This is a genomic window from Salinarimonas sp. (genome assembly GCF_046292825.1).
Classification (GTDB): Bacteria; Pseudomonadota; Alphaproteobacteria; order Rhizobiales; family Beijerinckiaceae; genus Salinarimonas.
In genome coordinates, this window is sequence record NZ_JBKBQG010000001.1 from 226614 (window position 1) to 251567 (window position 24954).

Below are 24954 nucleotides of genomic sequence, written 5' to 3' on the forward strand. Positions count from 1 at the left end.
CCCGACTCAACCCTCCGTCGTAACCTTTAATAATGCGCTTTGGGCCCGCCCCCCCCGGCGGCGCCCCCCCCGCCGCCCTCGTGGCCGCGGGCGCGCTGACCGGCCCCTCGGCGGCGCGCGCCGCCGATATCGAGTTCATGAGCTGGACCTATGCCGAGGAGGCCGGGCGCCCCTCGGTCCAGGCGCTCCTCGACGGCTTCTCGGCGCAGACCGGCATCGCGGTCGAGACGATCGGCTACGCCTGGGGCGACATGCAGCGCAACGTCTGGCTCCGGCAACGCTCCGGCACCCTGCCCGACGTCATCCAGCTCCAGGAGCGTTGGCTTCCCTCCCACGCCAACATGCCCGAGCTCGTCGATCTGAACGAGGTCTTCGGCCGCGAGGCGCTCGAGGCCCGCTTCGCACCCGACGCCCTCGCGCTCGGCCGCATCGGCGATCGCCAGATGGCGCTGCCCTGGATCTCGGGGACGATCGGCATGGTCGCGAACGCGGCCGTCCTCGAAGAAGCCGGAATCGCCGAGATGCCGACGACCGTCGCGGAGTTCAAGGCGGCCCTCGAAGCCGTGCGCGACAAGATCCCGCGCTCCGTGCCCTATGCCATGGCTACCCAGAACAACAGCTCGATCCTCCTCGACTTCATGATTTGGGTGTGGGTCCATGGCGGCAACATCGTCACCGAGGACGGCGAGGTCGTCGTCGACAGCGAGGCGGGCCACGCGGCGCTCTCCTTCATGACGAGCCTCGTACGCGAGCGTCTCGCGGCGCCCGAGGTCGACCGGCCCGATTCCCGCCGCCTCTTCGCGCAGAACGCGGCCGCCTTCTATTTCGACGCGCCCCAGGCGCGAACCCACATCCGCACCTTCTCCGGGCAGGGCGAGGCGATCGACCCGATCGTGCGGCCGATCACGACCCCGGTTCTGGCGCAGGGCGACACCCCGCGCTCGATCCAGTGGGGCCATCTCGTGGCGCTCGCCGGGGCCGACAATGCGAACCCCGATTCCCCCGCGGCGCGCTTCATCGACCATCTCGTGTCCGAGGAACCGCAGACGACCTATCCCATCCAGCAGAGCGTGCTGCCGGTCACCCTCGCGGCGCGCGCGGCGCCGACCGTTCGCGACGACGCGTATCTCTCCGCTTGGGCGGCCGCGACCGGCGAGCCGCTGCGCAACGAGATCGGCATCTGGTCGAACGCGGCCGACATGACGACGATCATCGGCGAGGAGGTGCAGAGCGCGCTCCTCGGGCAGAAGACCCCGGAGGAGGCGATCGCCGCGATGCAGCAGCGCCTCGCGTCCTCCATGGCCCAGCGCGGCTGAGGGCGGTACGATGGCCGGTGCGGCTTTCCCGACGACGACGGCCGGCGCTGCGGCGCCGGTCCTCCGGATCTCGCCGCACGCGGACCCGCGCGGGCTGACCGCCGGGCAGACGCGGGTCGGCCGCCTGCTCCTCATCCCCGCGCTCGTCGCCTTCGGGCTCGTGATCCTCGGCCCCTTCCTGCACGCGCTCGCTCTGTCCCTCTTCAGGGACAATCTCGAGAGCCCGCAGGTCGTCTTCATCGGGCTCGCCAATTTCCGCCGGATCCTGAGCGATCCGGCGGTGATCGGATCCTTCGTCACGACCGCGATCTACGTCTCGACGACGACCGCCTTCACGATGGCGCTCGGGCTCGCCTGGGCGCTGCTGATGCACCAGCCCTTCCCCGGACGGGGCGCTCTGCGCGCTCTGTCGCTCCTGCCTTGGGTGTTGCCGAGCACGGTCTGCGCCTTCGTCTGGGCGTGGATCTTCAACAGCCGCTACGGCGTGCTCAACGCGATCCTGCTCGAGATGGGCCTGATCGACTTCCCCCGCGCCTGGCTATCAACCGCGGGCGGCGCGATGGCGGCGATCGTGATCACGAAGGTCTGGCTCTCGATCCCGCTCTACATGGCCTTCTTCCTCGCGGGCCTGCAGACGCTCGACAAGGAGCAGGTCGAGGCGGCGCGGGTCGACGGGGCCGGCAATTGGGCGGTCCTGCGCGACCACGTCCTGCCGCACCTGCGTCCCGTGGTCCTCGTCGTCGCCGTCCTCGGCATGATCGGCAATCTCCAGCAATTCGACACGATCTACGCCCTGACGGGCGGAGGGCCGGTGCGCGCGACCGCCGTTCTGTCGGTCGAGGTCTACCGGCGCGCGTTCGAGGCGTGGGACATCGGGGTCGCCTCGGCGATCGGCGTCCTGTGGGTCGCGACGATCCTGCCGCCCGCCTACCTCTATCTCCGCCAGCTCCTGAGGAGCACGTGATGTTCGACCTCTCGAGCCGCACCGCCCGTTTCGTGTTCGTCGCCGGACTGGCTCTGATCGGGTTCTTCCTGTTCGCGCCGATCTATTGGCTCGTGGTCTCGGCGCTGAAGCCGAACGCCGAGCTCTACCGGGTCGTCCCGACCGCCTTTCCGGAGACGTTCACGCTCCAGCACTTCGTCACCGCGCTCACCCGCGGCGGCTTGCCCGTCCAGTTGAAGAACAGCCTCGTCAACTCGACCGCGAGCGCGCTCATCAACACCGTGCTCGCCGTCTATGCCGGATGCTCGTTCGCAAAGTATCGCTACGCCGGGCGGCGGGGAATCATGATGGTCATGCTCTCCGCGCAGATGTTCCCCTTCGGCCTCCTCCTGATCAGTCTCTATCCGATGCTGGCGGCGCTCGGCCTGATCGACACGCGATTGGGCCTGATCCTCTCCTACATCGTCTTCTCGCTGCCGGTGAGCATCTACATGCTCTACTCCTACTTCAGCCAGATCCCGAGCGAGCTCATCGAAGCGGGCCGGGCCGACGGCGCGAGCGAGCTGCGCATCCTGCACACGATCGTGTTGCCGGTCTCGGTGCCGGCGCTCGTCACCGTGTTCCTCTACGCCTTCATGTGGTCGTGGAACGATCTCCTCTACGCGATGACGATCGTCGTCTCGGAGAGCCAGCGCACGATCGGTCCCGGTCTGCTCCTGTCCTATCTCAACGAGGTGAATTCCGACTGGGGGGCCGCCATGGCCGCCTCGCTCGTCGCCTCGCTTCCCGTCGTCGTCGCCTTCGCCTTCTTCCAACGCCAATTCGTCGCCGGCGTGACCGCGGGAGCCGTCAAATGAACGTTCTCCGAGGCGTGCTTCCCGTCCTGCCGACGCCGTTCGACGAGACCGGCGCGATCGACGAGCCGGCCTTCCAGCGCCTCGTCGCCTTCGCGCTCGACGCCGGCGCGGACGGAATCGTCTATCCGGGAATGGCGAGCGAGGTCGAGACCCTCTCGGACGCCGAACGCACCGCGCTCGTCGCGGCGCTCGGCAGACGGCTCGAGGGGCGCATCCCCTTCGTCGTCGGCGCGAGCGCTCCCGATCCGGCGAAGGCGGCCGCCCATGCGCGCGCCGGAGCCACGGCCGGAGCCGTGGCCGCCATGGTGATGGCGCCGGCCGCCGCCGGACGGGACGTCGATCGCCACGTCGCCTTCTTCTCCGCCGTCGCGCGCGAGACGAGCCTGCCCCTGATGCTCCAGAACGCGCCGGCACCGAACGGAGCCGGGCTCGCGCCGGAGGCGGTGGTCGCGATCGTGCAGGCGGTGCCGGCGATCCGCTACGTCAAGGAAGAGACCCTTCCCTGCGGCCAGAACGTCGGCGCACTCGTGAAAGCGCATGCGGGGCGGCTCGACGCCGTCTTCGGAGGCGCAGGCGCGCGCTACGTGCTCGAGGAACTCGCGCGCGGCGCGGCCGGGACGATGCCCGCGCTCGAGATCGCCGATTTCCACGTCGCGCTGGTGCGGGCCTATCGGCGCGGCGCCGTCGCGCAGGCGCGGCTCCTCTACCGCGAGAGCCTTCCGCTCCTCCTCGTGCAGGCGATCTTCCGCGTGCGTCTCACCAAGGAGGTGCTCGCAAGGCGCGGGCTTCTCGCCTCGACGGTCGCGCGCGCCGCCGGCCCCGCTCTCGACGACGAAGACCGAGCCGAGATCGCCCGCATCCTCGCCGACCTCTCGCCGCAACTGCCCTGCGGTCCGGTGCTGCCGGCGAAAACCATCCCATCGGAGACGCATCCGTCATGACGCCCGTGGACACCATTCGAACGATCGAGACCTTCATCGTCTCCATTCCGCGCGAGGTGCCCTATCTGGGGCCGCTGCGTCCTGGAGAATCCGTCAATTCCAAAGGCTACGTCGTCCGGCGGGGCAATCGCTCCATCTATCCGACGACGGACATGTCGGTGCTCGTGCGGATCGAGGGCGAGAGCGGCCGGATCGGTTGGGGCGAGACCTACGGCATCGCCGCGCCGCAGGCGGTCAAGGCCATCATCGACGAGCTCCTCGCCCCCACCCTGATCGGCCGCGATCCGGGCCAGCCCGTGGTGATCAACGAGGACCTCTACGATCTCATGCGCGTGCGCGGCTTCTTCGGGGGCTATTACGTCGACGCGCTCGCCGGGATCGACATCGCGATCTGGGACCTGTTCGGCAAGAACGTGGGCCTGCCGCTCGCGACCCTGCTCGGCGGGCGACGCCACGAGCGCCTTCCCGCTTACGTCTCCGGATTGCCGAAGGCGACGCTCACCGAGCGGTGCGACCTCGCCCGCGCCTTCGTCGACAAGGGCTACCGCGCGATCAAGTTCGCGGCCGCGATGTCGGACGACGGCGTCGTGCGCGAGATGGCGGCCCTGCGGGAGGCGGTCGGTCCCGACGTCGATCTCATGGTCGACCTGCATTGGAAATACACGGCGGGCGAGGCGATCCGGCTCATCCGCAAGCTCGAGGCGCACGACCTCTATTTCGCAGAAGCGCCGTGCCAGCCCGAAGATCTCGAAGGGCAGGCGAGCGTGGCGCGCGCCATCGGCGTGCCCCTCGCGCTCGGCGAGGAATGGCGCACGGTCTACGAGTATCGCCCGCGGCTCGAGGCGCGGGCGATGAGCATCGTCCAGCCGGAAATGGGCCATACGGGCGTCACCGCCTTCATGCAAATCGGCCGCATGGCTCAGGCCTTCCACGTCGACGTGATCCCGCACGCCTCGATTTCCTGCGGGATCTTCATGGCGGCTAGTCTGCAGGCCGCCGCCGCGTTGCAGCGCGTGCCCTACCACGAATACCAGCACTCGATCTTCGATCGAAATCTCGTCTACACGACGGGCGAGATGGATTGCGAAGCGGGCTACTACATCTTTCCCGAGGGCCCGGGGATCGGCGTCGAGCCGAGCCCGCGCCTGTTCGATCACGTCGTCGCCGGAGGCTGAACATGAGCCCGCAGACGCGATTCCGGGGCGTCTACCCGGTCCTCTACGCCTTCTTCGACCGTGCGGGGCGCCTCGACGAAGCGGCCATGCGCGCCCAGGTCGAGCATTGCCTCGCGGCTGGAGCGCACGGCATCTGCGTGCTCGGCCTCGTCACCGAAGTGCACAAGATGGACGTCAACGAGCGCCTCGCCCTCGTCGAGACGGTCGGCGGGCTCGTCGACCGGCGCGTGCCCTACGCGGTGACAATCGGAGAGCCGACTGTCGCCGGGCAGATCGCGTTCGCGAGAGCGGCTCGGGCTGCCGGTGCCGATTGGGTGATCCTGCAGCCGCCGGCTGCGCGCGGCTCCGAGGCGGAGATCGTCCGGTTCTTCGGCGCGGTCGCCGACGCCCTCGACTTCCCCGTGGCGGTGCAGAACAACCCGGTCAATCTCGACGTCTCCCTCTCCGTCGCGAGCCTCGTCGCCCTCGCCGAGCGGCACCCGAACGTCGGCCTGCTGAAAGGGGAGGGGGCGGCGGTCGACGTCGCGCGGGTCATCGAGGAGACGGGGGGTCGGCTGTCCGTCTTCGGGGGGCACGGCGGCGTGGAGTTCATGACGCATCTGCGCTCCGGCGGCGCGGGCCTGATCCCGGCACCCGACACGGTCGCCGCGCAGGTGCGCATCTTCGACTTGTTCGAGAGCGGACGCCCCGACGCGATGGAGGAGGCGGAGCGCATCCACCGTGCGATCCTCCCGGTGCCCGTCTTCATGACGCGATCCGTGCCGGGACTGCTCTGCTACGGCAAACGCTTCTTCTCGGAGAAGATCGGCCTCGACGAGCCTGTCGACCGCGCTCCGGCCATGACGCCGACGGCCTTCGGCATCGCGGAAATGCGTCGATTGCTCGCGCATGTGCAGGCGGTGGAGGCCGAAATCCAGGCCATTCCGCGCGCCGCGGAGTGAAGCCCGTGGCCGACCTCGTCTTTCTCGACTGGGGCTCCGCGCGGCTGCGTGCCTGGCGCGTCGATCGCCACGGCGCGATCCTGGAGCGCCGCGAGAGCGAACGGGGCATCCTCGCCGTGCCGGACGCCGCCTTCGTGGAGGCGCTCGTGGCCGAGATCGGCGATTGGGTGCGAGCCGGCACGCGGATTCTCGCGAGCGGCATGATCACGAGCCGTCAGGGCTGGGTCGAGACGGGCTATGTCGACTGCCCCGCGACGCTCGACGCGCTCGGCGGCTCCGTCGTGCGCCGGCACGTGGAGCTCAACGCGACAGGAGCGGTCGAGATTGCGTTCACGCCCGGTCTGCGCACGGCGACGCCGCCTTTCGACGTGATGCGCGGCGAGGAGATCCAATTGCTCGGGCTCGGCGCGGACGGTCTCGTGGTGCTTCCGGGAACCCACTCGAAATGGGCGCAGGTGAAGGCGGGCGCGGTGGCGCGGTTCGCGACGTTTCTCACCGGCGAGTTCCATGCCGTCCTCCTCGCCCATTCGATCATCGGCCGGCTCGCGACGCCGGACGCGACGCCCGATTCCGAGGCGTTCGCTGAGGGGCTCGCCGCAGGCGCGCGCGCCCACGAGGAGGGCGGTCTTGCCCGGGCGGTCTTCGCCGCACGCACGCTCGTCCTCGCCGGGCGATTGGAGCCCGACGGCGTGACCTCCTTCCTCTCCGGGCTCCTCATCGGATCCGAGATCGCGCAGGGGCGGCTCCTCTTCGGCGAGGAGGCGCCGACGATCGTCGCCTCGCCGAGCCTCACGGACGCTTACGCGCTCGGTTTCGCGGCCTTCGGCGTCGAGCCGCGGCGCGCGCCGCCCGACATCGCCGCGCGCGGTCTTTCGAAGATCGCGTCGTCCATCGGCTGGCTCGACGCCGAGAGCGCGTGATCACGCTTGCGGGTCGCGGATGCCGACCGCGATCGTCATCCGATAGGTCGCGATCTCCCCCGGCGCGAGCATGCGCATGCCCGGACGCGCCGCGAGCTCGGGCGAGCCGTTCGCCTCCGCGGCCATGCCTTGCCACGGCTCGATGCACAGGAACGGCGCGCCGGGCTTCGTCCAGATCCCGAGTTGAGGGCTGTCGGGAAAGTCGATCCGCAATCCGGCCTCGCCTTCCGGCCCGAACCAGACGCTGCGCGAGCGCACCTCGTCGAATTGGAGCGATCCCGGCTCGAACAGAGCGTCCTCGAGGGCGAGCGTCCTGCCCTTCAAAGGCGCTTCGGCACGCGAGGGGAGGAGAAGCCCCGTCTCGAGATCCGCGCGGCGGATCGCACCGTCCTCCTGCGCCTCGAAGCGCAGGACGTAGCACGACCGCTCGCGCGGCTCCACCGGCCAAAGGAAGCCCGGATGGTAGCCGAAGCCGAAAGGCATCGTCCGGTCGCCGCGGTTCGCGATGGACGCGGCGAAGACGATGCGCGTCTCCTCGACGGCGACGTCGATGGAGAGGCGGAACGCGAAGGGGTAGGACGCGCGCGTCGCCTCGTCCGCATCGAGAACGAGGCGCGTGGAGCGGTCGTCGAACACCTGCGCATCGAACATGCGATCGCGCGCGAAGCCGTGTGCCGGCATGACGTAGGAGCGTGCGTCGATCGCCACATTCCCGCCGGGGGAGCGACCGACGACCGGAAACAAGAGCGGTGCTCGACGATCCCAGAACGTCGGATCTCCATGCCACAGAAGCGGCCGACCCTCGTATTCCAGGGAGACGAGTTCGGCGCCGCGGCGTGCGATCGCAGCGCGCAGCGAAGCGCTCGACAGGTGTACGATTTCAGGCAATGCGAGGTTCATGCGAAGAGGGCTCCTGACTTCCGCGCTTTACCAGCTTCATTGCCGCGCTTCACGCGAATCTCGCTGCGACGCGTCTTTCGGAATGATGCCGAGGGATCGCGCGAGCGCGATCACGCGACCGGTCACGCCGATCAGAGATCGCCGATCGCCTGAACGAACGCCCTCGCTTCGTCGCCGAACCGCGCGAAGAAGGCGTCGTAGGCCGGTTGCGTCGCCTGGACGAAGGCCTCTCGATCGGGCGTCGTCACCTGCATTCCGGCATCCTTCAGCCTCTGGAGAAGCTCCTCGTCTCTCTGGGCGATGTACGCGAACTGCCAACGCCCGGCTTCTTCCGCCGCCTCGAGCAGGGCGTCGCGATCGGTCTCGGACAGGTTCTGGAGGAACGCTTCCGAGGCGACGATGTAGGCCGAGTTGTAGATGTGTCCCGTGAGCGCGAGATGGCGCTGCACCTCGAACAGCTTACCGTCGTAGATGTTCTGGAGCGGGTTTTCCTGCCCGTCGACCACGCCCTGGCGAAGCGCGGCGTAGAGTTCCGAGAACGGCATCGGCGTCGGGCTCGCGCCGAGCGCGCGAAACGTCTCGATCTGAGCGGGGTTCTCGGGGGTGCGAATCTGCAGCCCGGCGACGTCCGCCGGGGTCTCGATGGGCCGCACGTTGTTGGTGATGTTGCGGAAGCCGTTCTCGACGAAGCCGACGAGGCGCAGGCCGCGCGGCGGCAGGGACGCGGCGAGTTCGGCCACGGCCTCCGATTCCTGGGCGGCGAGGATGTGGTCTCGGTCGCGGAAGAGGAACGGCAGCTCGAGCAGAGCCAGCTTGGGCTCGTAGATCCCCAACACGCCGGTGACCGTCATCTCCAGCGTGCCGAAGGTAAGTTGCTCCTGCATCTCGCGGTCGGAGCCGAGCTGGGCGGACGGGAAGATCTGAACGTCGAAGGCGCCCGGAGCCTTCTCCTCGAGAAGCTCGGCGAAGCGCTCCATGGCCAAATGGAACGAGTGCTGGCTCGAATGGCCGTGTCCGATCTTGAGCGGCGTCTGCGCGAGCGCCGGGGCGCTCAGGAGCGCGATGGTTCCGATCGAGAGAGCGAGGATACTGCAGCTCTTGAACATCGTCGTTTCCTCCCTTGGTTTTCGTGAGGGTCCCGCGGAAGGGACCCGGGGTCTCCGCCGCCGCTCAGTCGAAGAGGAGCGACGGCAGGAAGAGGGTGAGGCTCGGCCAGAACGTGACGGCGAGGAGCGTGATGATCAGCGGGACGAGGAAGGGCAGGATCGCCCGCATCATGCGCTCGACGGGAATGCTCGCCACGTGCGCCGTCACGAACAGGCTCATGCCGACCGGCGGCGTCGCGCAGCCGATCATGAGATTGAGAACCATGACGACCCCGAGATGGACGGGATCCACGCCCATCGACAAGGCCAGAGGGACGAGGAGCGGCGTCATCAGGATCAAGACCGCGCCCGATTCGATCAACGCGCCGAGGATCAGAAGGAGGCCGTTGATCAAGAGGAGGACGATCGCGGGATCGTCGGACACCGACCGGATCGCCTCGACGAAGGCGTCCCCCGATCGCGTCACGACGAGGGCCCACGAGAAGGCGGAGACGTTGGAGATGATGAAGGTCACGATCGCCGTGGTGACCATCGTCTCGACGAGGACCTTCGGCAGATCCCTCAGGCGCAGCGCCCGGTAGACCACGAGCGAGAGGAAGAGGGCGTAAGCGACCGCTACGGCACCCGCTTCGGTCGGAGTGAAGACCCCGCCGATCAACCCGACGAGGATCACCGCCGGCGTCAAGAGAGCGAACGAGGCGCGCAGGAACGAACGGGCGATCTGCAACGGGCTCGAGCGAGGGTCGCGGGGAAAGCCGTGCGTGCGCGACATGAAAGCGATCATTACGCTCAAGGTGACCGCCAGGAGTAGCCCCGGCACCAGCCCGGCCGCGAAGAGCCGGCCGACGGACACCTCGGCGATCGCGCCGTACAGTATCAGCGGGATCGACGGCGGAATGATCGGGCCGATCACCGAGGACGCCGCCGTGACGGCGGCCGAGAACTCGGTCTTGTATCCCGCGTCCCGCATGGCCTTGATTTCGACCGCTCCGATGCCCGCGGCGTCTGCGACGGCCGAGCCCGACATGCCGGCGAAGAGAACGGACGTGCCGACATTCGCGTGGGCGAGCCCGCCCGGAACGTGCCCGATCGCGCTGCGGACGAAGTGGAAGATGCGGTCGGTGATCCCGCCCGCGTTCATGAGGTTGCCGGCGAGCACGAAGAGCGGGATCGCGACGAGCACGAAATTGTCGATGCCGGTCACCATCCGCTGGAACATGATGGCGACGGGGAACGGGCTGAACAGCAGCAACCCCACCGAGATCGCGAGCCCGAGCGCGACCGCGAGCGGCGCCGAGACGAGAACCAGCACCGTGAAGAGGACGATCATCGCGGTGATCACGGCGCCCGTCCTCGTGATCCGGCGGCGAGCTCCGCAGCCGCGCGAACGATCCCGGCCAAGCCATGGAGCACCATGATCGCTCCGGAAACCGGCAGCGCCGCATAGAGCCAAGCCTGGGAGATGCCCAGCGTGGGAAAGCGCGTTACGCTCATGCGTTGCGTGAGCGCCGCGCCGTGCCAGACCATCATCCCGGCGAAGACGAGGAAGGACGCATAGGCGACGAGAAGCCCCAGCGGGTGGAGGCGCGCCGGGAGCCGATCGACGAGGAACGTCACCCGCACGTGCGCCCCCCGTCGCAGAGCGACGGCGGCACCGAGGAAACAGCCCCAGACGAAGGCGAGGCGGGTGAGTTCCATCGCCTCCACCATGGCGATGTGGAACACGTAGCGCGAGAAGACCGCGACCACCAGGAGACCCGCGAGAAATGCCAGAAGAGGGGCGAGAGCCCACTCGGTGACGCGGTTCACGGTCATGCTCAGTCGGTCCAGCGCCTGCGTCATGCCGAGGATCCCGCGAGGAGCCGCTCGTAGGCGGCGACGACGAGAGCCGCGAAGTTGCGGCCGAGCACATCCCGCGCGGCGTCCTCGTCGAACATCCCCGGATCGGCTCGCAGGCGGGGATCGTTGGAATGCGCGCCGTCCGACAATGCCGCGAGGAGGCCGCGCATGCCGCCGAAATTCCAGCTCGGCCGTCCGTAGGGCGCGTCGGAACCGATGGCGAGGCGCCTCCAAGCGGAGGGTCCCGCCGAGCGGTAGGTGACGAGCGCGCTCTCGATGTGGGTGTCGCGCTTGGCGCTGAGCACGTAGAAGATGTTCTCGTGCTCGAGACCGATCCGGCGCGCGCCGAGATAGGTCTCGTCGCCGGCAACGAAATGGGACCCGCCGCCCCCCATGTGCACGCCGATGATCGGGTGAGCGGGGTTGCGCGCGGCCATCGCCGCGAAACCGTCGGGAGGCGTATAGGGGCTGTCGCCGCCGAGATGGAAGGTCGGGATCGCACCGAGCGCGACGATCGCATCGACCGTCTCGCCGACCATCGGATCCGTGATCGGATAGGCGTTCTGGGCCGGGTTCATCTTCACGATCGGGAAGCCGAAATCCTCGACGCAGATGCGCGCGAGCGTGAGCGCGTTGCGCAGGCCGAGCGCTTTCGGGTCGGTCCAGCCGCCGGGTATGATCCGGGTCGGGTTCGCTTCCGCGAACCGCGCGATGTAGCGGTTCGCGGCGAGAAGCCGCTCGAAATTCTCGTTCTCGTCGGCACCGTAGACGGTCACCGCCGGGTTCTGCCAGGCGAGGGCCATGTCGATTCCGGCCTGATCGAGGTCGCGCAGGAGCTCCTCGCCGCCGATCGGCCGACCCTGCCAGTAGTTCGGGTCACGGGCGAGCCTCTCCGCGAGTTCGGGCGAATAGGCGTCCGGATCGCTCGGATGGGTGTCCGCGTCGATCGTGACGCTCTGCTGCACGGCCGCGAGATGCGCCAGACGGCGCTCGACGAGCGTGCGTGCACCCCGCGAAAGCGGCATGCGACTTCTCCTCGGTCACGATCGCGGCACCGTCTCGTGCGCTCGCGATCCTGTTGCGCTCCTCGGGGGACGGTTGCCCCGCGGCCGCTTCGGCGGCTCTCGCGACGATGAAACACGATTGAGTTGGTTGCGCGCAAATGATAAATTCTCCCCGTTCACTTGAGCTGTACTCAGGTATTTCCGATGTCCAAACCGCCGCTGCGGGCGCTTCAGGTCTTCGAGGCGACGGCCCGCCTCGGCAGTGTGACGGAGGCTGCGGCGCAGCTCGGCGTCACGCCCTCTGCGATCAGCCATCAGTTGCGGGCTCTGGAGGATCATCTCGGCGTCCGCCTCTTCCACCGCATGAACCGACGAATCGTGCTGACCGACGCAGGGAGAACGTATGCCGGCCTGCTCGGCCAAGGTTTCGCACGGATCGACCGCGCGACGGACAACCTGCTCAAGGGTGGCGCCGGCGACGTGCTCACGCTCCACTGTCCGCCGAGCTTCGCCCCTGCTTGGCTCGTGCCCCGTCTCCGGCGCTTCGTCGCCGCCCATCCCGACATCGACCTGAGGATCCACGCGACGCCGGAGCCGCCCGCCTTCTTCCGAAGCGACACGGACGTCGAGATCCGCTATGGCGTCGGCGGCTGGCCGGGCCTCGAGACGGTCGAACTCATGCCGGACGTGGTCCTCCCCATGGCGGCACCGCCCCTCGCTGCGCGCCTGCCGGAGCATGCCCGGCCCGACGACATCTTCCGGCTGCCTCTCCTGCATTCCGAACGCACGCTCGTCTCCTGGGACCAGTGGGCGAGCTCATGCGGCTCCGCGACCACGGCGCCGACCGGCGGGCTGCGTTTCGATCGCGCATACCTCGCTCTGCAGGCCGCGGAGGAGGGGCTCGGCGTCGCGCTCGAAACGCAGGTCTTCTCGCGGCCACTCCTCGACAGCGGCAGACTCGTTCCTCTCGTTCCTCCGGACTTCTGGCGCCCGGCAGGAGCTCACTACCTCGTCTTTCCTGCGATCTTCGCGGAGATCCCCAAGGTGAAGCGGTTTCGCGATTGGATCGTCGAGGAGGCCTCCGCGACCGCGCCGGCGCATCCGGAGCCGTGACCGGAAGGGCGGGACGGATCTGCCGGGATCGGCGAGATCGGCTTTGCACGTCCCAAGGAGCCTGTCGGGCGCTCTCGTCGCGCAGGACGACGAGACGAGGAGGCCTGACGCGCATGGGACACGTCTCAGGCGGGTGGGGGGGGCCGAGCGCCTCTGGATGGGAGAGACGAGGCTCGTCCCGCTCTTGCGCCCGTTCGCGAGCGCCTCCTCCACCGAGGAGAGGAGGCCCGCGCCCTCGTCGCGCAGATGGGTGACATAGAAGCCGTGGCCGCGACCGCGCGCGCACAGCCGCACGAGCTCGCTGGCCGGCGCGACGCGCGCCATCGCAGCTGGCGCAACGCCCGATCTCGCCGCCCATCTCGATCTCCGCGACCCGGCCGAGTAGCGTGCCGGGATGGCCTGGGATCCGGTCAGCCGCGCTTGCGCGCACGCACGAGGCGCCCGGCGAGCCAAGTCTTCGCTCCGCCGTAGATCGGCGTCTGTACCAGGACGAGGAGCACGATCGCGCCGATCAGGACGAGGCTGATCGGGCGCGTCAGGAAGGGCGTGAGATCGCCTTGTCCAACCATGAGGGCGCGCCGCAGGTTCTCGTCCGCCATCGGCCCGAGCACCACCCCGATGACGAGCGGCGAGATCGGGTAGTGCATCTCCTGCAGGAAATAGGCGGCGATCCCGACCGCGAGCATCAGGTAGAGGTTCACGATCGACAGGCCGAGCGCGTAGGAGCCGATCACCGCGAGCACGGCGACGACCGGCAGGAACAGGCTCGGCTCGATGCGCAGGAGCTTGACCACCTGACGCGCGAGCAGCATGCCGTTGATCCACATCGCCAGCGCGGCCAGCACCATGATCGCGGCGATCTCGACGAGGAAGGTCGGGCGCTCGATCGAGAGCATCGGGCCCGGCGTCAACCCGTGCAGCATCAGCGCGCCGAGCAGCATCACCGCGGGCGGGCTGCCGGGGATGCCGAGCGTGAGGAGCGGCATCAAGGCGCCGCCGACGCAGGCGTTGTTGGCCGTCTCCGCCGAGATCAGCCCGGCCGGATCGCCCTTGCCGAAATCCTGCGGATTGGCTGCGGTCGCCTTGGCCGTGCCGTAGGAGACCCAGCCGGCGATGTCCTCGCCGACGCCGGGCACGGCGCCGATCCCCACTCCGATGAGCCCCGAGCGGATCACGTGCTTGAGATTGGCGAGAAGCGTCCCGAGGCTCGGCAGGATCCGGCCGAGCTTCTGCATCTCGCGCGCGACCGAGCGCTCACGCAGCCCCTTGACGATCTGGGGTATCGCGAAGGCGCCGATCAGCACCGGCACGACCTCGAGCCCCTGGTCGAGCGCGGGCATGTCGAAGGTGAAGCGCGGGTAGAACATCAGCCGATCGCGGCCGATCGTCGACAGCGCGAGTCCGATGAAGCCGGCGATCCACCCCTTCACGACGAGATCCAGGCTCTGCAGCGTGCCGGCGATCACGATGCCGAACAGCGCGAGCAGGAAGAATTCGTAGGAGGTGAAGCCGAGCGCCACCTCCACGATCAGCGGCGCGAGAACGACGAGGGCCAGCATGCCGACGATCGTCCCGATGAGCGAGGCGGTCGTCGTGAGGCCGAGCGCTCGTCCGCCCTCGCCGCGCAGAGCCATCGGATAGCCGTCCATGGCCGAGGCGGCGGAGGCGGCCGTGCCGGGGATGTTGAGGAGGACCGCCGAATAGGAGCCGCCATAGATCGCGCCGACATACATCGCGATGAGCGCGATGAGCGCGGTCTGGATGTCGAAGGAATAGGTCAGCGTCGCGAGAAGACCCACCCCGAGCGTGGCGGTCAGTCCCGGCAGCGCGCCGAAGGCGATGCCCATCAGGCTCGCGCCGATCAGGAGCGCCCAGTTCGACGGATGCGCGAGAATGCCGGTGATGGCGCCGAAGAAGGCCGCGAACTGGTCGAGGAGCGGCATTGCCTCGGCTCACCTGAACGCGTAGCGCACGCGTTCCATCGCCTCAACGAGGAGCCCCTCGCTCGGCAACGGAACCACGAGGCCGTACTTGAAGACGATCGAGACGAGGAGCGGCACGAGGATCGCGACGCCGAGGCCTTGCCGGAAGCGCGTTCTCGCTTTCGGGGTCGGACCGATCGCGAGCGCGCAGGCGGCGACGAGCACGAGCAACGCGGCGAGCACCGCGCCGTCGCGCCAGAAGGCTTCCGCGGTGCGCGGGCCGATCGGCGGACCCAACCAGGCGAAGACCACGATCGCGCCGACGATGCCGACAAAGCCCACTAGCGCTCGGCGCGCGAGGCGGGGCACGCCGGTATGGTAGATCGCGACGAAGGCGAACAGCGTCGTCGCCGTGGCGATGGGAAAGTCGATCCGCGGAACGAGCGCGACGATGTAGCCGAAGAGGACGGCCGTGACGATCCAGACGTCCGCCGCGCCGCGCGCCGTGGCGAGCAGGGTCGGCACGCGGAGATCCGCGAGCGCCGCCCGAGCTCCGCCGCTCGCAATCGAGACCGCGAGGAGATAGGCCGACAGGAGGATCAGCATGCCGGCGACGATCAGGGGAAACAGAGCCGGCGAGACGTACCAGACGTTCCGCACTCCCGCGAAGCTGCCTTCCAGGGGGTAACCGAGCGCCTCGACGAGCATGCCCGTCGCGAGCGCGATCAGGAGGAGGGCCGTCCAGAAATCGGCCTTGCGGAGCCTGGCGACGGGCGGCTGTTCCACGATCGGCCTCGCGCGGATGCGGTTACGATGAGGACGGGCGAGGGGAGCGCGCGCTGCGCCCCCGCCGGCTCAGTCCCCGTTCGGGCGCGGGATGCCGAGGGTCTCGGGATCGACCGTCGTCGCGCCGAGCTCGTGCAGCGTCCAGGCGAACAGGCTCTCGAGGCGGGCGAATTCCTCGTTGGCCTCCTCGCCGTGCTTGCCGGAAATGCTGTAGTAATTGTCGCGTGCCCAGTTCTGCACCGCCTCCTCCTGGAGCGCCGCCTCGAAGGCTTCCCCGAGCCGGGCCTTGACCTCGTCGGGCGCGTCCGCACGTACCGCGACGCCGATCGATTGCGCGATCGGCAGGTGCTCGTCGAGCTTGGGATAGGCATCGAAGGCCGAGGCGATCTCGCCGACGCCCTCGAGCTCCATCGCATCCGGCGTCATCATCGCGAGCGGACGCAGGCGCCCGGCGCGGATGAGCTGCTGCTGCTCGGCGATCGAGGTGAGCACGACCTGCACCTCGCCCGCCACCGCCGCGTTCTGCGCGGGCGCGGAGCCGTCGTAGGGGATGTAGTTGAAATCCGTGCCCGTGCCGCGCTCGAAGGCGAGCAGGTTGAGATGGTGGATCGAGCCCGCCGCGCTCGCGCCCGCGCGGATCGAGCCCGGCGCCGCGCGCGCCGCCTCGACGAGCTCCTCGAGGTTCTGCCAGGGCGCGTTGGCCGAGACCGAGAGGACGAGCGGCGAACCGCCGAAGATGAAGGGCTGCCAGACGTCGAAGCGCTGGTCCCACCCGCCCTGCACGCCGGCCGTGACGTTCGATTCCGAGATTCCGGCGAGGGTGTAGCCGTCCGTCGGCTGCGAGAACACGTAGCTCATGCCCGCCGAGCCGCCGACGCCGCCCGTGCGATTGACGACGTTGATGCGCACCGGCAGGTGCTTCTGCATCTCCGCCGCGAGCAGGCGGTTGATCGTGTCGGTGCCGCCGCCGGCGCCCCAGACGACGACCGTCGTGATGTCGCGCGTAGGGTAGTCCTGCGCCTGCGCCGCGAAGCCGGCGGCGAGGATGCCCGCGAGGGCGATCGAGACCGTGCGCATCTTCCTTCCTCCCTTTCGATCCCCGGCAGCCCTCTCGCGGGGCTTGATCTGGCGTGGGGATATCGGTATCCATTTATGTATACGTTAGCGCATGGAGCGTCAACAGGATGATCCCGCTCTCGCAGCTCCGCCGGATCGGCTCGGGCCTCGTGCGGCCCGAATGCGTGATCGCGCACGCGAGCGGCGTCTTGCTCTGCGCCGACTGGGCGGGGGAGGGCGGGATCGCGCTCGTCGATCCGACGACGGGCGGCGTTTCGCGGGTCGAGGCGCGCGGCACGAACCGGCCGATGCGCCCGAACGGGATCGCGCTCGAGCCCGGCGGCAGCGTGCTCATGGCCGATCTCGGCGCGGAGAGCGGCGGCGTCTTCCGTCTGCATCCGGACGGCGCGGTCGAGCCCGTCATCGAGACCTTCGAGAGCCGCCCGCTGCCGCCGACGAACTTCGTCCACCGCGACCCGCAGGGCGTGCTCTGGATCACGGTCAGCACGCGGCGAAGCCCGCGCGATCTCGGTTATCGGCCGAATGTCGACGACGGCTTCATCCTCCGCGCGGACGATCGCGACGTGCGCCTCGTCGCGGACGGGCTCGGCTACACGAACGAGTGCCATCTGACCCCGGACGGGCGCCATCTCTACGTCAACGAGACCTTCACGAGACGGCTGTCGCGCTTTCCGCTGCGCGCGGACGGCAGCCTGGGCGAAAAGGAGGTGGTCTGCGAGTTCGGCGAGGGCACCTTCCCCGACGGGCTCACTTTCGATGAACAGGGTGGCGTGTGGATCACGTCCATCGTCAGCAACCGCGTCATCCGCGTCGCCCCCGACGGCAGGACGGATCTGGTCCTCGAGGACGCGGATTCCGACCATCTCGCCGAGGTCGAGCGCGCCTGGCGCGAGCATCGACTCGGCCGTCCCCATCTCGACAGGGCGCCCGCGGCCCGGTTGCGCAACGTCTCGAGCCTCGCCTTCGGCGGCCCCGACCTGCGCATCGCCTATCTCGGCTGCCTTCTCGGCGACGCGATCGAAGCCTTCGAGGCGCCGATCCCCGGTGCCCCGCCGCCGCACTGGAACTTCCCCCTCGGAGCGCTCGCCGAGCGCCTGCCGACGCGCCCTCCGGAGACGACGTCATGAACGCGATCCCCTCGACGAGCTTCCACATCGCCGTCATGCCCGGCGACGGCATCGGCCACGAGGTCATGGCGCCGTGCATTGAGGTCGTCGAGGAAGCCGTCCGGCGCGCGGGCAATTTCGCCATGCGCTTCGAATGGCTGGAGGCCGGCGCCGACGCCTATGTGGCGACCGGCAGCGCGATGTCGAAGGCGACCTTCGACGCAGCCGCCCGCGCCGACGCGATCCTCCTCGGCGCCATGGGCCTGCCGCATATCCGCTATCCCGACGGCACCGAGATCGCCCCCCAACTCGATCTGCGCTTCGATCTCGACCTCTATGCCGGCGTGCGCCCGATCAGGACCATTCCCGGGGTCTCGAGCGTCCTGCGCGATCCGCGCGCGGAGAAGATCGACCTCGTGATCATCCGCGAATCGACGGAGGGCCTGTTCGCCTCGCGCGGCCGCGGCACGATCGAGGAGGATCGCGAGGCGCGCGAAACGATGGTGATCACCCGCGGCGTCTGCGAGCGCCTGTTCGACTTCTCGCTGCGCCTCGGGCAGCGGCGGCGGGCGAGCGGGGTCGGGCAGGGGCGGGTGACCTGCGTCGACAAGGCCAACGTGTTCACCTCGTTCGCCTTCTTCCGCAAGATCTTCGACGAGCGCGCCCGCGCCTTCCCCGATCTCTTGGCCGACCACGTCTATATCGACGCGAGCGCCCTGATGCTCGTGCTCAAGCCGTGGGAATTCGACGTGATGGTCACCGAGAACATGTTCGGCGACATCCTCTCCGATCTCGGGGCGGGGCTCGTCGGCGGCATGGGCTACGCGCCCTCGGCGGATGTCGGCGACACGCATGCCGTCTTCCAGCCCTGCCACGGCAGCGCGCCGGACATCGCTGGCCAGGGCAAGGCGAACCCGACCGCGATGTTCCTCTCCGCGGCGATGATGCTCGATTGGCTCGGCGAGCGCCACGAAGTCGCGAGCGCCCGCAAGGCCGCCGCCCTGATCGAGGGCGCGGTCGACGCCGCCTTCGGCACGGGCCGGCTCGTCACCTGCGAGCGCGGCGGCGAGGCGGGGACGAGCGCCGTCGCGCGCGCCGTTCTCGAGGCCATGGCCTTCGTGTCGACGGAGGACCGGCCGTGAGGCGGCTGCGGGTCGCGACGATCGGCGCGGGCTATTTCGCGCGCTTCCACCACGAGGCGTGGGCGCGGCTCGACGACGTCGACCTGGTCGCGATCTGCGATTCCGATCTCGACAAGGCGCGCGCCTCTGCCGCGGCGCACGGCGTCCCGGCCGCGTTCGCGGACGCGCGCGCGATGTGCGACGCGCTCGAGATCGACCTCCTCGACATAGCGACCCCTCCCGCCTCCCACCTCGCGCTCGTGTCGCTCGCCGCCGAGCGGGGCATCGCGGCGATCTGCCAGAAGGCCTTCTGCCGCGATCTCGACGAGGCGCGGGAGGCCACCGCGATCGCGGAGGACGCGGGCATCCTTCTCGTCGTGCACGAGAATTTCCGCTTCCAGCCCTGGCATCGCGAGATCCGCGCGCAGATCGCGGCGGGCGCCGTCGGCCACGTCTACCAGGCCCATTTCCGCATGCGCCCGGGCGACGGGCGCGAGCCGCGGGCTTACCTCGACCGCCAGCCCTATTTTCAGAAGATGGAGCGCTTCCTCGTGCACGAGACGGGTATCCACTTCGTCGACACGTTCCGCTTCCTCTTCGGCGAGATCGTCGCAGTGAGCGCGCGGCTGTCGCGCCTCAATCCGGCGATCGCGGGGGAGGACAGCGGCCTCGTCTCGTTCGATTTCGCGAATGGCACCCGCGCGATCCTCGATGCGAACCGCCTCCTGGACCACCCGGCCGACAACCGACGCCTGACCATGGGGGAGATGCTCGTGGAAGGGGAAGCGAGCACGCTGCGGCTCGACGGCTACGGCCGTCTGTTCCGCCGCGGCTTCGGAGAGAACGAAGAGCGCGAAATCGCCTACCGATGGGAGAATCGCGGCTTTGCGGGCGACAGCGTGTTCTTGCTGCAGAGGCATGTCGTGGACCATATTCTCACCGGCGAGCCGGTGTCCAACCGCGCGCGCGATTATCTCGCGAACCTCGCCGTGGAGGAGGCGATCTACCGCTCCTCTGCCCGCGGCGGGGAGACGATCGGGCTTCCATGACGAAAAGCAGCGCCGCCTCGACCGTGCCTGGTGACGAGCGCGTCTCGCTCACGATGCGCGCCTATTCGGAGATCCGCCGCCGCATCCTCGACAACGAGCTGCCGGCGGGCTCGATCATGCTCGAGCAGGAGCTGGCCCTCCTCCTCGACATGAGCCGCACGCCCGTGCGCGAGGCGATGATCAGGCTCGCCAACGAGGGCATGGTCGAGATCCGCCCGCGCCACGGCATGCGCGTGCTGCCGATCTCGGCGGACGACATGCAGGAGATCTACCAGATCCTCACCGCGCTCGAATCGGACGCCGCCGCGCGGATCGCCGATCGCGGCCTGCCCGCGGACGCGATCTGCGAGCTGAGGACGGCGGTCGCGGCGATGGACGAGGCGCTCGCCCGCGACGACCTCAAGGCCTGGGCGCGCGCGGACGAGAGGTTTCACGCGGTCCTCATCGAGACCTGCGGCAACCGGCGCCTGCGCGACCTCGTGCACCAATTCTGGGACCAGACCTACCGCGTACGCATGGCGACGCTCAGCCTTCGTCCGCGCCCGACCGAATCGAACCGCGACCACCTCGCCCTCGTCGAAGCGATCGAGCGGCGCGACGCCGCCGCGGCCGCGCGCATCCACCGCGAACACCGTGTCCGCGCGGGCGCCATGCTCGTCGACCTCCTGCGCCGGGGGCCGAGCCAATTGTGAGGGGAGAACGCCCGTGTTCGTGATCGTCGTCGATTTCGAGATCGCCAGAGAGAGCGCCGACGCCTTCATGGCGTTGATCCGCGAGAATGCCGAGGCTTCGCTGCGAGACGAACCCGGCTGCCTGCAATTCGACGTCTGCGTCGACGAGAGCGATGCCGCGAGCGTCTTCCTCTACGAGGTCTACGAGGACGAAGCGGCGTTCGAGGCGCATGTCGCGAGCCCGCATTACGCCCGCTTCGCCGCCGCGAGCGGCGAGCACGTGATCGACAAGCGCGTGCGCCGGCTCCTCCGCCGCGTGCCCGCTTGAAGCAGAGGCAGAAGATGACGAATCCGGTTCCTCGCGCCCGCCTCGGCCGGACGGGCCTCACCGTCTCCCGCATCGCGCTCGGCGCGATGATGTTCGGCGGGCGCACAGACGAGGCGGAGGCTGCGCGCATCTTCGACGAGGCGACGGCGGCCGGCGTCGATTTCGTGGACACGGCCGACAATTACAATGCCGGTCGTTCGGAGGAGATCGTCGGGCGGCTCTTGCGCGGGCGTCGGCACGACATCGTTCTCGCGACCAAGCTCGGCAATCCGATGGGTTCCGGCCCCCACGAACGCGGCCTCTCGAGACGCTGGATCCTCGAGGAGACCGAGCGCTCGCTCCGGCGGCTCGGCGTGGAGACCATCGACATCCTCTACCTGCGCAAGGAGGATCACGGCACGCCGCTCGAAGAGACCGTTCGTGCGATCGCCGATCTCGTGCGCGCGCGCAAGGTCCGATATCTCGGGGTCTCGAACCACCGCGCCTGGCGCGTCGCCCGTATCGCGAATCTGTGCGACGAGATGGGCATCGACCGGCCGGCCGTCTGCCAGCTCTACTACCACGCCTTCAACCGGATGGCCGAGATCGAGCTGATCCCGGCATGCACCGCGCTCGGCATCGGCGTCTACGCCTACAGCCCGCTCGCGCGCGGCGTCCTCACCGGCAAATACCGCGCGGGCGGCGAGGCGCCGGCGGACAGCCGTGCGGCGAGCGGCGACAAGCGCATCCTCGAGACCGAGTACCACCCCGCCGCGCTCGCCGCGGCCGAGCGGCTACGCGCCCATTGTGAAGAACGGGGCATCGCGATGGCGGATTTCGCCGCCGCCTGGATACTCGCGAACCCGCAGGTCACGGGTTTGGTCGCTGGGCCGCGGACGCTCGAGCAGTGGCATGCCTATCTGCAGGCGCCGTCCGTTTCGCTCGCGGGGAGCGACGAGGCCTTCGTCGACGCTCTCGTTCCGCCCGGCACCACCGCAATCCCGCACCACATCGACCCGGCCTATGCGCCGGCGGGACGAGCCAGTCCTTGCGATCCTGCGGGCTGACTCTTCCAGGATAGCCGATGCGATACCGGATGTCGTCGACGGCGTGCTCGCCGGCCTCGAGTCGTCAACAAGCACCAGCGAGGGAGCACCAGGGAGGAGGTTGGCCTTGTGCTCGACGAAGCTTCAGCAGGCGGATTCCTCCGGCCAGGCTCAGACGTGGGAAGGGCGCAGGACAGGGCGATCAGTCGGTTCATCTGCAGGCCTCGAGCGGTGGCAATAGACAGTCGAAATGCAACGCCTTGGCCGTAACTTTCGGTCGCCGCGGAACGGAGTCTCCGCGCCGCGGCCGACCGGCTCGGCGTGCCGCGCCCGGCGTCGCCAGAGAGCGGTCGACGTCACGGTTAGCCTGGTGCACGCCGGATTGCGGGAAGGCTCCGGGCGGACCGGAGGACAAGCCGCGGCGTCGAACGGGCGCGGCGCATCGAGCAGAATGTTTAGCTAATCAAGGCCTAGGTTTCTGGTTCTCTAGGCATATTTTTCGAGAAATGCTTGCCGACTGACCTTGCCGGCTAGCTGTGTAAGAGATTGCTCATGTCGACAGGATGGAAAACCATCCGTATAGGCGGCCATACACGGCCCCAGGTCCATTCGCATCGTTGAGACCATCGTCGGACGTTCCCAAACTTCTCCTGTCGGCGCCAACGAAGAGCGAGTCGATTAAGAAATTGCAACTACTCAGTACGTTGAAGAATGAGGAATGGGCGACATAACAAGTCGCGATTCGGTTTCATCGACATCCAACAAGCAGCGGTTCGGACGCGATCTATGTTGTCTTGGATGCCTCGCGCAGATGAGAATGTAGCTGGCGAGAGGAGTCCGGGCGCGATGATTTAGCGAGAGTGCACCCGAGCATCCTCCCGCAGCACTTCGCCCGAGCGAAGGACGTAAAAACGACGCATGAGCGGGTCACCGCCGAGATCGGCTCCCCTCCATGATCTGGGTCGACCAGGGCGCCGAGTTCGTCTCCCGCGATCTGGACCTGTGGGCATATCGGCATGGCGTCGTGCTCGACTTCTCGCGGCCCGGCAAGCCGACCGACAACGCCTTCGCCGATATCTTCAACGGGCGCCTCCGGGCGGAGTGCCTGAACGCCCACTGGTTCATCGGGCTTACGGACGCGCGAGAAAAGTTGGAGGCTTGGCGCAGATACTACAACGAGGAGCGCCCACACCGCGCGATCGGGTACAAGTGCCCGATCACCCCAGTGAGTCCCAACGGCCGATCCGGCTGGCCGTCGGCGTGACCCCCGAGACTCAAACTGCGGGTGCTCCAGCGTTCGGCCACGGATCGGTCGTGTCCCGCTTTATGGTGTAGCTCGACGCTAGCGGAGGCGGCCGTTCGCGCGCTTTCCATTGCGCCGTAGCGGACGGCCGGCTCCGTGGGACGGGTGGTCATCGACGGTTCTGCGGTAGGGTCGGGTTGCGAAGACCAACCTGAACCGAGGACCACCGATGACCGACGAGATGATGGCCCTGCGTGGGCTCGTGGAGAAGACCCCGGACGCCGATATCCTGCGCGAGATGATCGGCTTCGCCGCCGAGCGGTTGATGGAGCTCGAGGTTGGCGCGCTGACGGGTGCCGGCTACGGGGAGAAGAGCGCCGAGCAAATCGTGCAGCGCAACGGCTATCGCGACCGGGACTGGGAGACGCGGGCCGGTACGGTCGAGCTGCGCATCCCGAAGCTGCGCAAGGGCGGCTACTTCCCGGGCTTTCTGGAGCCGCGGCGGATGGCCGAGAAGGCGCTGACGGCCGTGATCCAGGAGGCCTACATCCAGGGCGTCTCGACGCGCTCCGTCGACGATCTGGTCAAGGCGATGGGCATGAGCGGCGTCTCGAAGAGCCAGGTGAGCCGGCTCTGCCAGGAGATCGACGAGCGCGTGAAGGCCTTCCTCGACCGGCCGATCGAGGGCGACTGGCCCTATCTCTGGATCGACGCGACCTACGTCAAGGTGCGCCAGAACGGCCGTATCGTCTCGGTCGCGGTGATCGTGGCGGTCGGCGTCAACACCGATGGCCGACGCGAGGTTTTGGGGATGGACATCGGCCCGTCCGAGGCCGAGACCTTCTGGAAGGACTTCCTGCGCAAGCTCGCCCGGCGCGGCCTTCGCGGCGTGAAGCTCGTGATCTCGGACGCGCACGAAGGCATCAAGGCCGCCGTCTCGAAGGTCCTCACGGCCACCTGGCAAAGGTGCCGCGTCCAATTCGCTGCGCTTCGCTTCGCGGCGCCTTCGGCGTCATGCGCAATCTCCTGGCCCATTCCGGGCGCAGCGGACGGCGCGTCGTGTCCGCCTTCGTCGCGACCGCCTTCGCGCAGGAGGACGCCGCGGCTGCCCATCAGCAATGGCACCGGGTCGCCGACCAGCTCAGACCGAAGGCCCCGAAGCTCGCAGGCCTGATGGACGAGGCCGAGCACGACGTCCTCGCCTACATGGACTTCCCCTTGCGGCACCGGGCCAAGCTGCACTCGACGAACCCCTCGAGCGCCTCAACGGCGAGATCAAGCGCCGGACCGAGGTCGTCGGCATCTTCCCCAACGAGAGTGCGATCACCCGTCTCGTCGGCGCGATCCTCCTCGAGCAGAACGACGAATGGGCCGTCCAGCGCGCCCGGTACATGACGCTGGAAACCATCGCCGGCTTGAGCGATGATCCCGCCGTCAGCCTGCCAGCAATGGAGCCCTGACGAACGATCCGGTCTTGCCCAGGATCGTCCATGGCACCGCGTCAGCTACACCACGCCGCGGGACACGATCCACGGATCAGCACCGTACCTTTTGTTGCACCAAAAAGCTGA

Annotated in this window: 22 protein-coding genes and 2 pseudogenes; 16 read left to right on the forward strand and 8 right to left on the reverse strand. The window is 68.6% G+C overall.

Annotated elements, in window-relative coordinates:
* The first annotated feature begins 80 nt into the window (after nt 1-80).
* From ACK4UM_RS01105 to ACK4UM_RS01135, 7 genes are read left to right on the forward strand one after another with little or no spacing between them, the layout of a single operon-like run.
* Entirely contained in the window at nt 81-1316 is a 1236-nt protein-coding gene (locus tag ACK4UM_RS01105) for an extracellular solute-binding protein (RefSeq protein WP_409794398.1), read from the forward strand.
* Between the two features lie 10 nt (nt 1317-1326).
* Nucleotides 1327-2280 (forward strand): carbohydrate ABC transporter permease, encoded by a 954-nt coding sequence (locus ACK4UM_RS01110; RefSeq protein ID WP_409794401.1) that lies wholly within the window; start codon nt 1327-1329, stop codon nt 2278-2280.
* Nucleotides 2280-3116, forward strand: coding sequence for a carbohydrate ABC transporter permease (locus ACK4UM_RS01115; protein WP_409794404.1), 837 nt, complete (start codon nt 2280-2282; stop codon nt 3114-3116). Before ACK4UM_RS01110 ends, ACK4UM_RS01115 begins: the two co-directional genes overlap by 1 nt.
* A complete protein-coding gene (locus ACK4UM_RS01120; RefSeq protein WP_409794407.1) occupies nt 3113-4057 on the forward strand; it encodes a dihydrodipicolinate synthase family protein in 945 nt (314 codons plus the stop codon). The genes ACK4UM_RS01115 and ACK4UM_RS01120 overlap by 4 nt, the downstream gene beginning before the upstream one ends.
* Entirely contained in the window at nt 4054-5232 is a 1179-nt protein-coding gene (locus tag ACK4UM_RS01125; RefSeq protein WP_409794409.1) for a mandelate racemase/muconate lactonizing enzyme family protein, read from the forward strand. The genes ACK4UM_RS01120 and ACK4UM_RS01125 overlap by 4 nt, the downstream gene beginning before the upstream one ends.
* A 2-nt stretch (nt 5233-5234) precedes the next feature.
* Nucleotides 5235-6173, forward strand: a complete 939-nt coding sequence (locus tag ACK4UM_RS01130; protein WP_409794412.1) for a dihydrodipicolinate synthase family protein — start codon at nt 5235-5237, stop codon at nt 6171-6173.
* Nucleotides 6174-6178: 5 nt separating this feature from the next.
* The gene (locus tag ACK4UM_RS01135; protein WP_409794415.1) at nt 6179-7093 is read left to right on the forward strand and encodes a 2-dehydro-3-deoxygalactonokinase; all 915 of its coding nucleotides are present in this window, start codon (nt 6179-6181) and stop codon (nt 7091-7093) included.
* Here ACK4UM_RS01135 and ACK4UM_RS01140 read toward each other — a convergent pair whose 3' ends face one another.
* The 5 genes from ACK4UM_RS01140 to ACK4UM_RS01160 all read right to left on the reverse strand — a co-directional run bounded on the left by ACK4UM_RS01140 (nt 7094) and on the right by ACK4UM_RS01160 (nt 11963).
* The gene (locus ACK4UM_RS01140; RefSeq protein WP_409794418.1) at nt 7094-7993 is read right to left on the reverse strand and encodes an aldose 1-epimerase family protein; all 900 of its coding nucleotides are present in this window, start codon (nt 7991-7993) and stop codon (nt 7094-7096) included. It lies immediately after the preceding gene.
* Nucleotides 7994-8124: 131 nt separating this feature from the next.
* The gene (locus tag ACK4UM_RS01145; protein WP_409794420.1) at nt 8125-9099 is read right to left on the reverse strand and encodes a TRAP transporter substrate-binding protein; all 975 of its coding nucleotides are present in this window, start codon (nt 9097-9099) and stop codon (nt 8125-8127) included.
* Between the two features lie 64 nt (nt 9100-9163).
* The gene (locus ACK4UM_RS01150; protein WP_409794423.1) at nt 9164-10441 is read right to left on the reverse strand and encodes a TRAP transporter large permease; all 1278 of its coding nucleotides are present in this window, start codon (nt 10439-10441) and stop codon (nt 9164-9166) included.
* On the reverse strand, nt 10438-10941 hold the full coding sequence (locus tag ACK4UM_RS01155; RefSeq protein ID WP_409794426.1) for a TRAP transporter small permease: 504 nt from the start codon (nt 10939-10941) through the stop codon (nt 10438-10440). Before ACK4UM_RS01155 ends, ACK4UM_RS01150 begins: the two co-directional genes overlap by 4 nt.
* Nucleotides 10938-11963: an amidohydrolase family protein gene (locus ACK4UM_RS01160; protein WP_409794429.1), complete on the reverse strand. Its 1026-nt coding sequence runs from the start codon at nt 11961-11963 to the stop codon at nt 10938-10940. The genes ACK4UM_RS01155 and ACK4UM_RS01160 overlap by 4 nt, the downstream gene beginning before the upstream one ends.
* Before the next feature lie 183 nt (nt 11964-12146).
* Here ACK4UM_RS01160 and ACK4UM_RS01165 point away from each other — a divergent pair, with 183 nt between their 5' ends.
* Nucleotides 12147-13055, forward strand: a complete 909-nt coding sequence (locus ACK4UM_RS01165; protein ID WP_409794432.1) for a LysR substrate-binding domain-containing protein — start codon at nt 12147-12149, stop codon at nt 13053-13055.
* Nucleotides 13056-13465: 410 nt separating this feature from the next.
* Here ACK4UM_RS01165 and ACK4UM_RS01170 read toward each other — a convergent pair whose 3' ends face one another.
* The 3 genes from ACK4UM_RS01170 to ACK4UM_RS01180 all read right to left on the reverse strand — a co-directional run bounded on the left by ACK4UM_RS01170 (nt 13466) and on the right by ACK4UM_RS01180 (nt 16840).
* Nucleotides 13466-14998 (reverse strand): tripartite tricarboxylate transporter permease, encoded by a 1533-nt coding sequence (locus ACK4UM_RS01170; RefSeq protein ID WP_409794435.1) that lies wholly within the window; start codon nt 14996-14998, stop codon nt 13466-13468.
* 9 nt (nt 14999-15007) lie between these two features.
* Nucleotides 15008-15763: a hypothetical protein gene (locus tag ACK4UM_RS01175; protein ID WP_409794438.1), complete on the reverse strand. Its 756-nt coding sequence runs from the start codon at nt 15761-15763 to the stop codon at nt 15008-15010.
* 69 nt (nt 15764-15832) lie between these two features.
* Complete coding sequence (locus ACK4UM_RS01180; protein WP_409794440.1) at nt 15833-16840, reverse strand: Bug family tripartite tricarboxylate transporter substrate binding protein; 1008 nt, start codon at nt 16838-16840, stop codon at nt 15833-15835.
* Nucleotides 16841-16947: 107 nt separating this feature from the next.
* On the opposite strand from ACK4UM_RS01180, the gene ACK4UM_RS01185 reads away from it, so the two are divergent.
* From ACK4UM_RS01185 to ACK4UM_RS01220, 8 genes and pseudogenes are all read left to right on the forward strand, one after another.
* Nucleotides 16948-17967 (forward strand): SMP-30/gluconolactonase/LRE family protein, encoded by a 1020-nt coding sequence (locus ACK4UM_RS01185; protein ID WP_409794443.1) that lies wholly within the window; start codon nt 16948-16950, stop codon nt 17965-17967.
* Nucleotides 17964-19088, forward strand: coding sequence for an isocitrate/isopropylmalate dehydrogenase family protein (locus tag ACK4UM_RS01190; RefSeq protein WP_409794445.1), 1125 nt, complete (start codon nt 17964-17966; stop codon nt 19086-19088). The genes ACK4UM_RS01185 and ACK4UM_RS01190 overlap by 4 nt, the downstream gene beginning before the upstream one ends.
* Nucleotides 19085-20116 carry a Gfo/Idh/MocA family protein gene (locus ACK4UM_RS01195; protein ID WP_409794448.1) on the forward strand — a complete coding sequence of 344 codons (1032 nt, stop codon included), beginning with the start codon at nt 19085-19087 and terminating at the stop codon, nt 20114-20116. Before ACK4UM_RS01190 ends, ACK4UM_RS01195 begins: the two co-directional genes overlap by 4 nt.
* Nucleotides 20113-20808, forward strand: a complete 696-nt coding sequence (locus ACK4UM_RS01200; protein ID WP_409794451.1) for a GntR family transcriptional regulator — start codon at nt 20113-20115, stop codon at nt 20806-20808. The genes ACK4UM_RS01195 and ACK4UM_RS01200 overlap by 4 nt, the downstream gene beginning before the upstream one ends.
* A gap of 13 nt (nt 20809-20821) precedes the next feature.
* Nucleotides 20822-21115 (forward strand): putative quinol monooxygenase, encoded by a 294-nt coding sequence (locus ACK4UM_RS01205; protein WP_409794454.1) that lies wholly within the window; start codon nt 20822-20824, stop codon nt 21113-21115.
* 14 nt (nt 21116-21129) lie between these two features.
* Nucleotides 21130-22161 carry an aldo/keto reductase gene (locus tag ACK4UM_RS01210; RefSeq protein WP_409794457.1) on the forward strand — a complete coding sequence of 344 codons (1032 nt, stop codon included), beginning with the start codon at nt 21130-21132 and terminating at the stop codon, nt 22159-22161.
* A gap of 925 nt (nt 22162-23086) precedes the next feature.
* A pseudogene (locus ACK4UM_RS01215) lies at nt 23087-23404 on the forward strand (integrase core domain-containing protein); the annotation flags it as partial.
* Between the two features lie 208 nt (nt 23405-23612).
* A pseudogene (locus tag ACK4UM_RS01220) lies at nt 23613-24843 on the forward strand (IS256 family transposase).
* Nucleotides 24844-24954 lie beyond the last annotated feature (111 nt).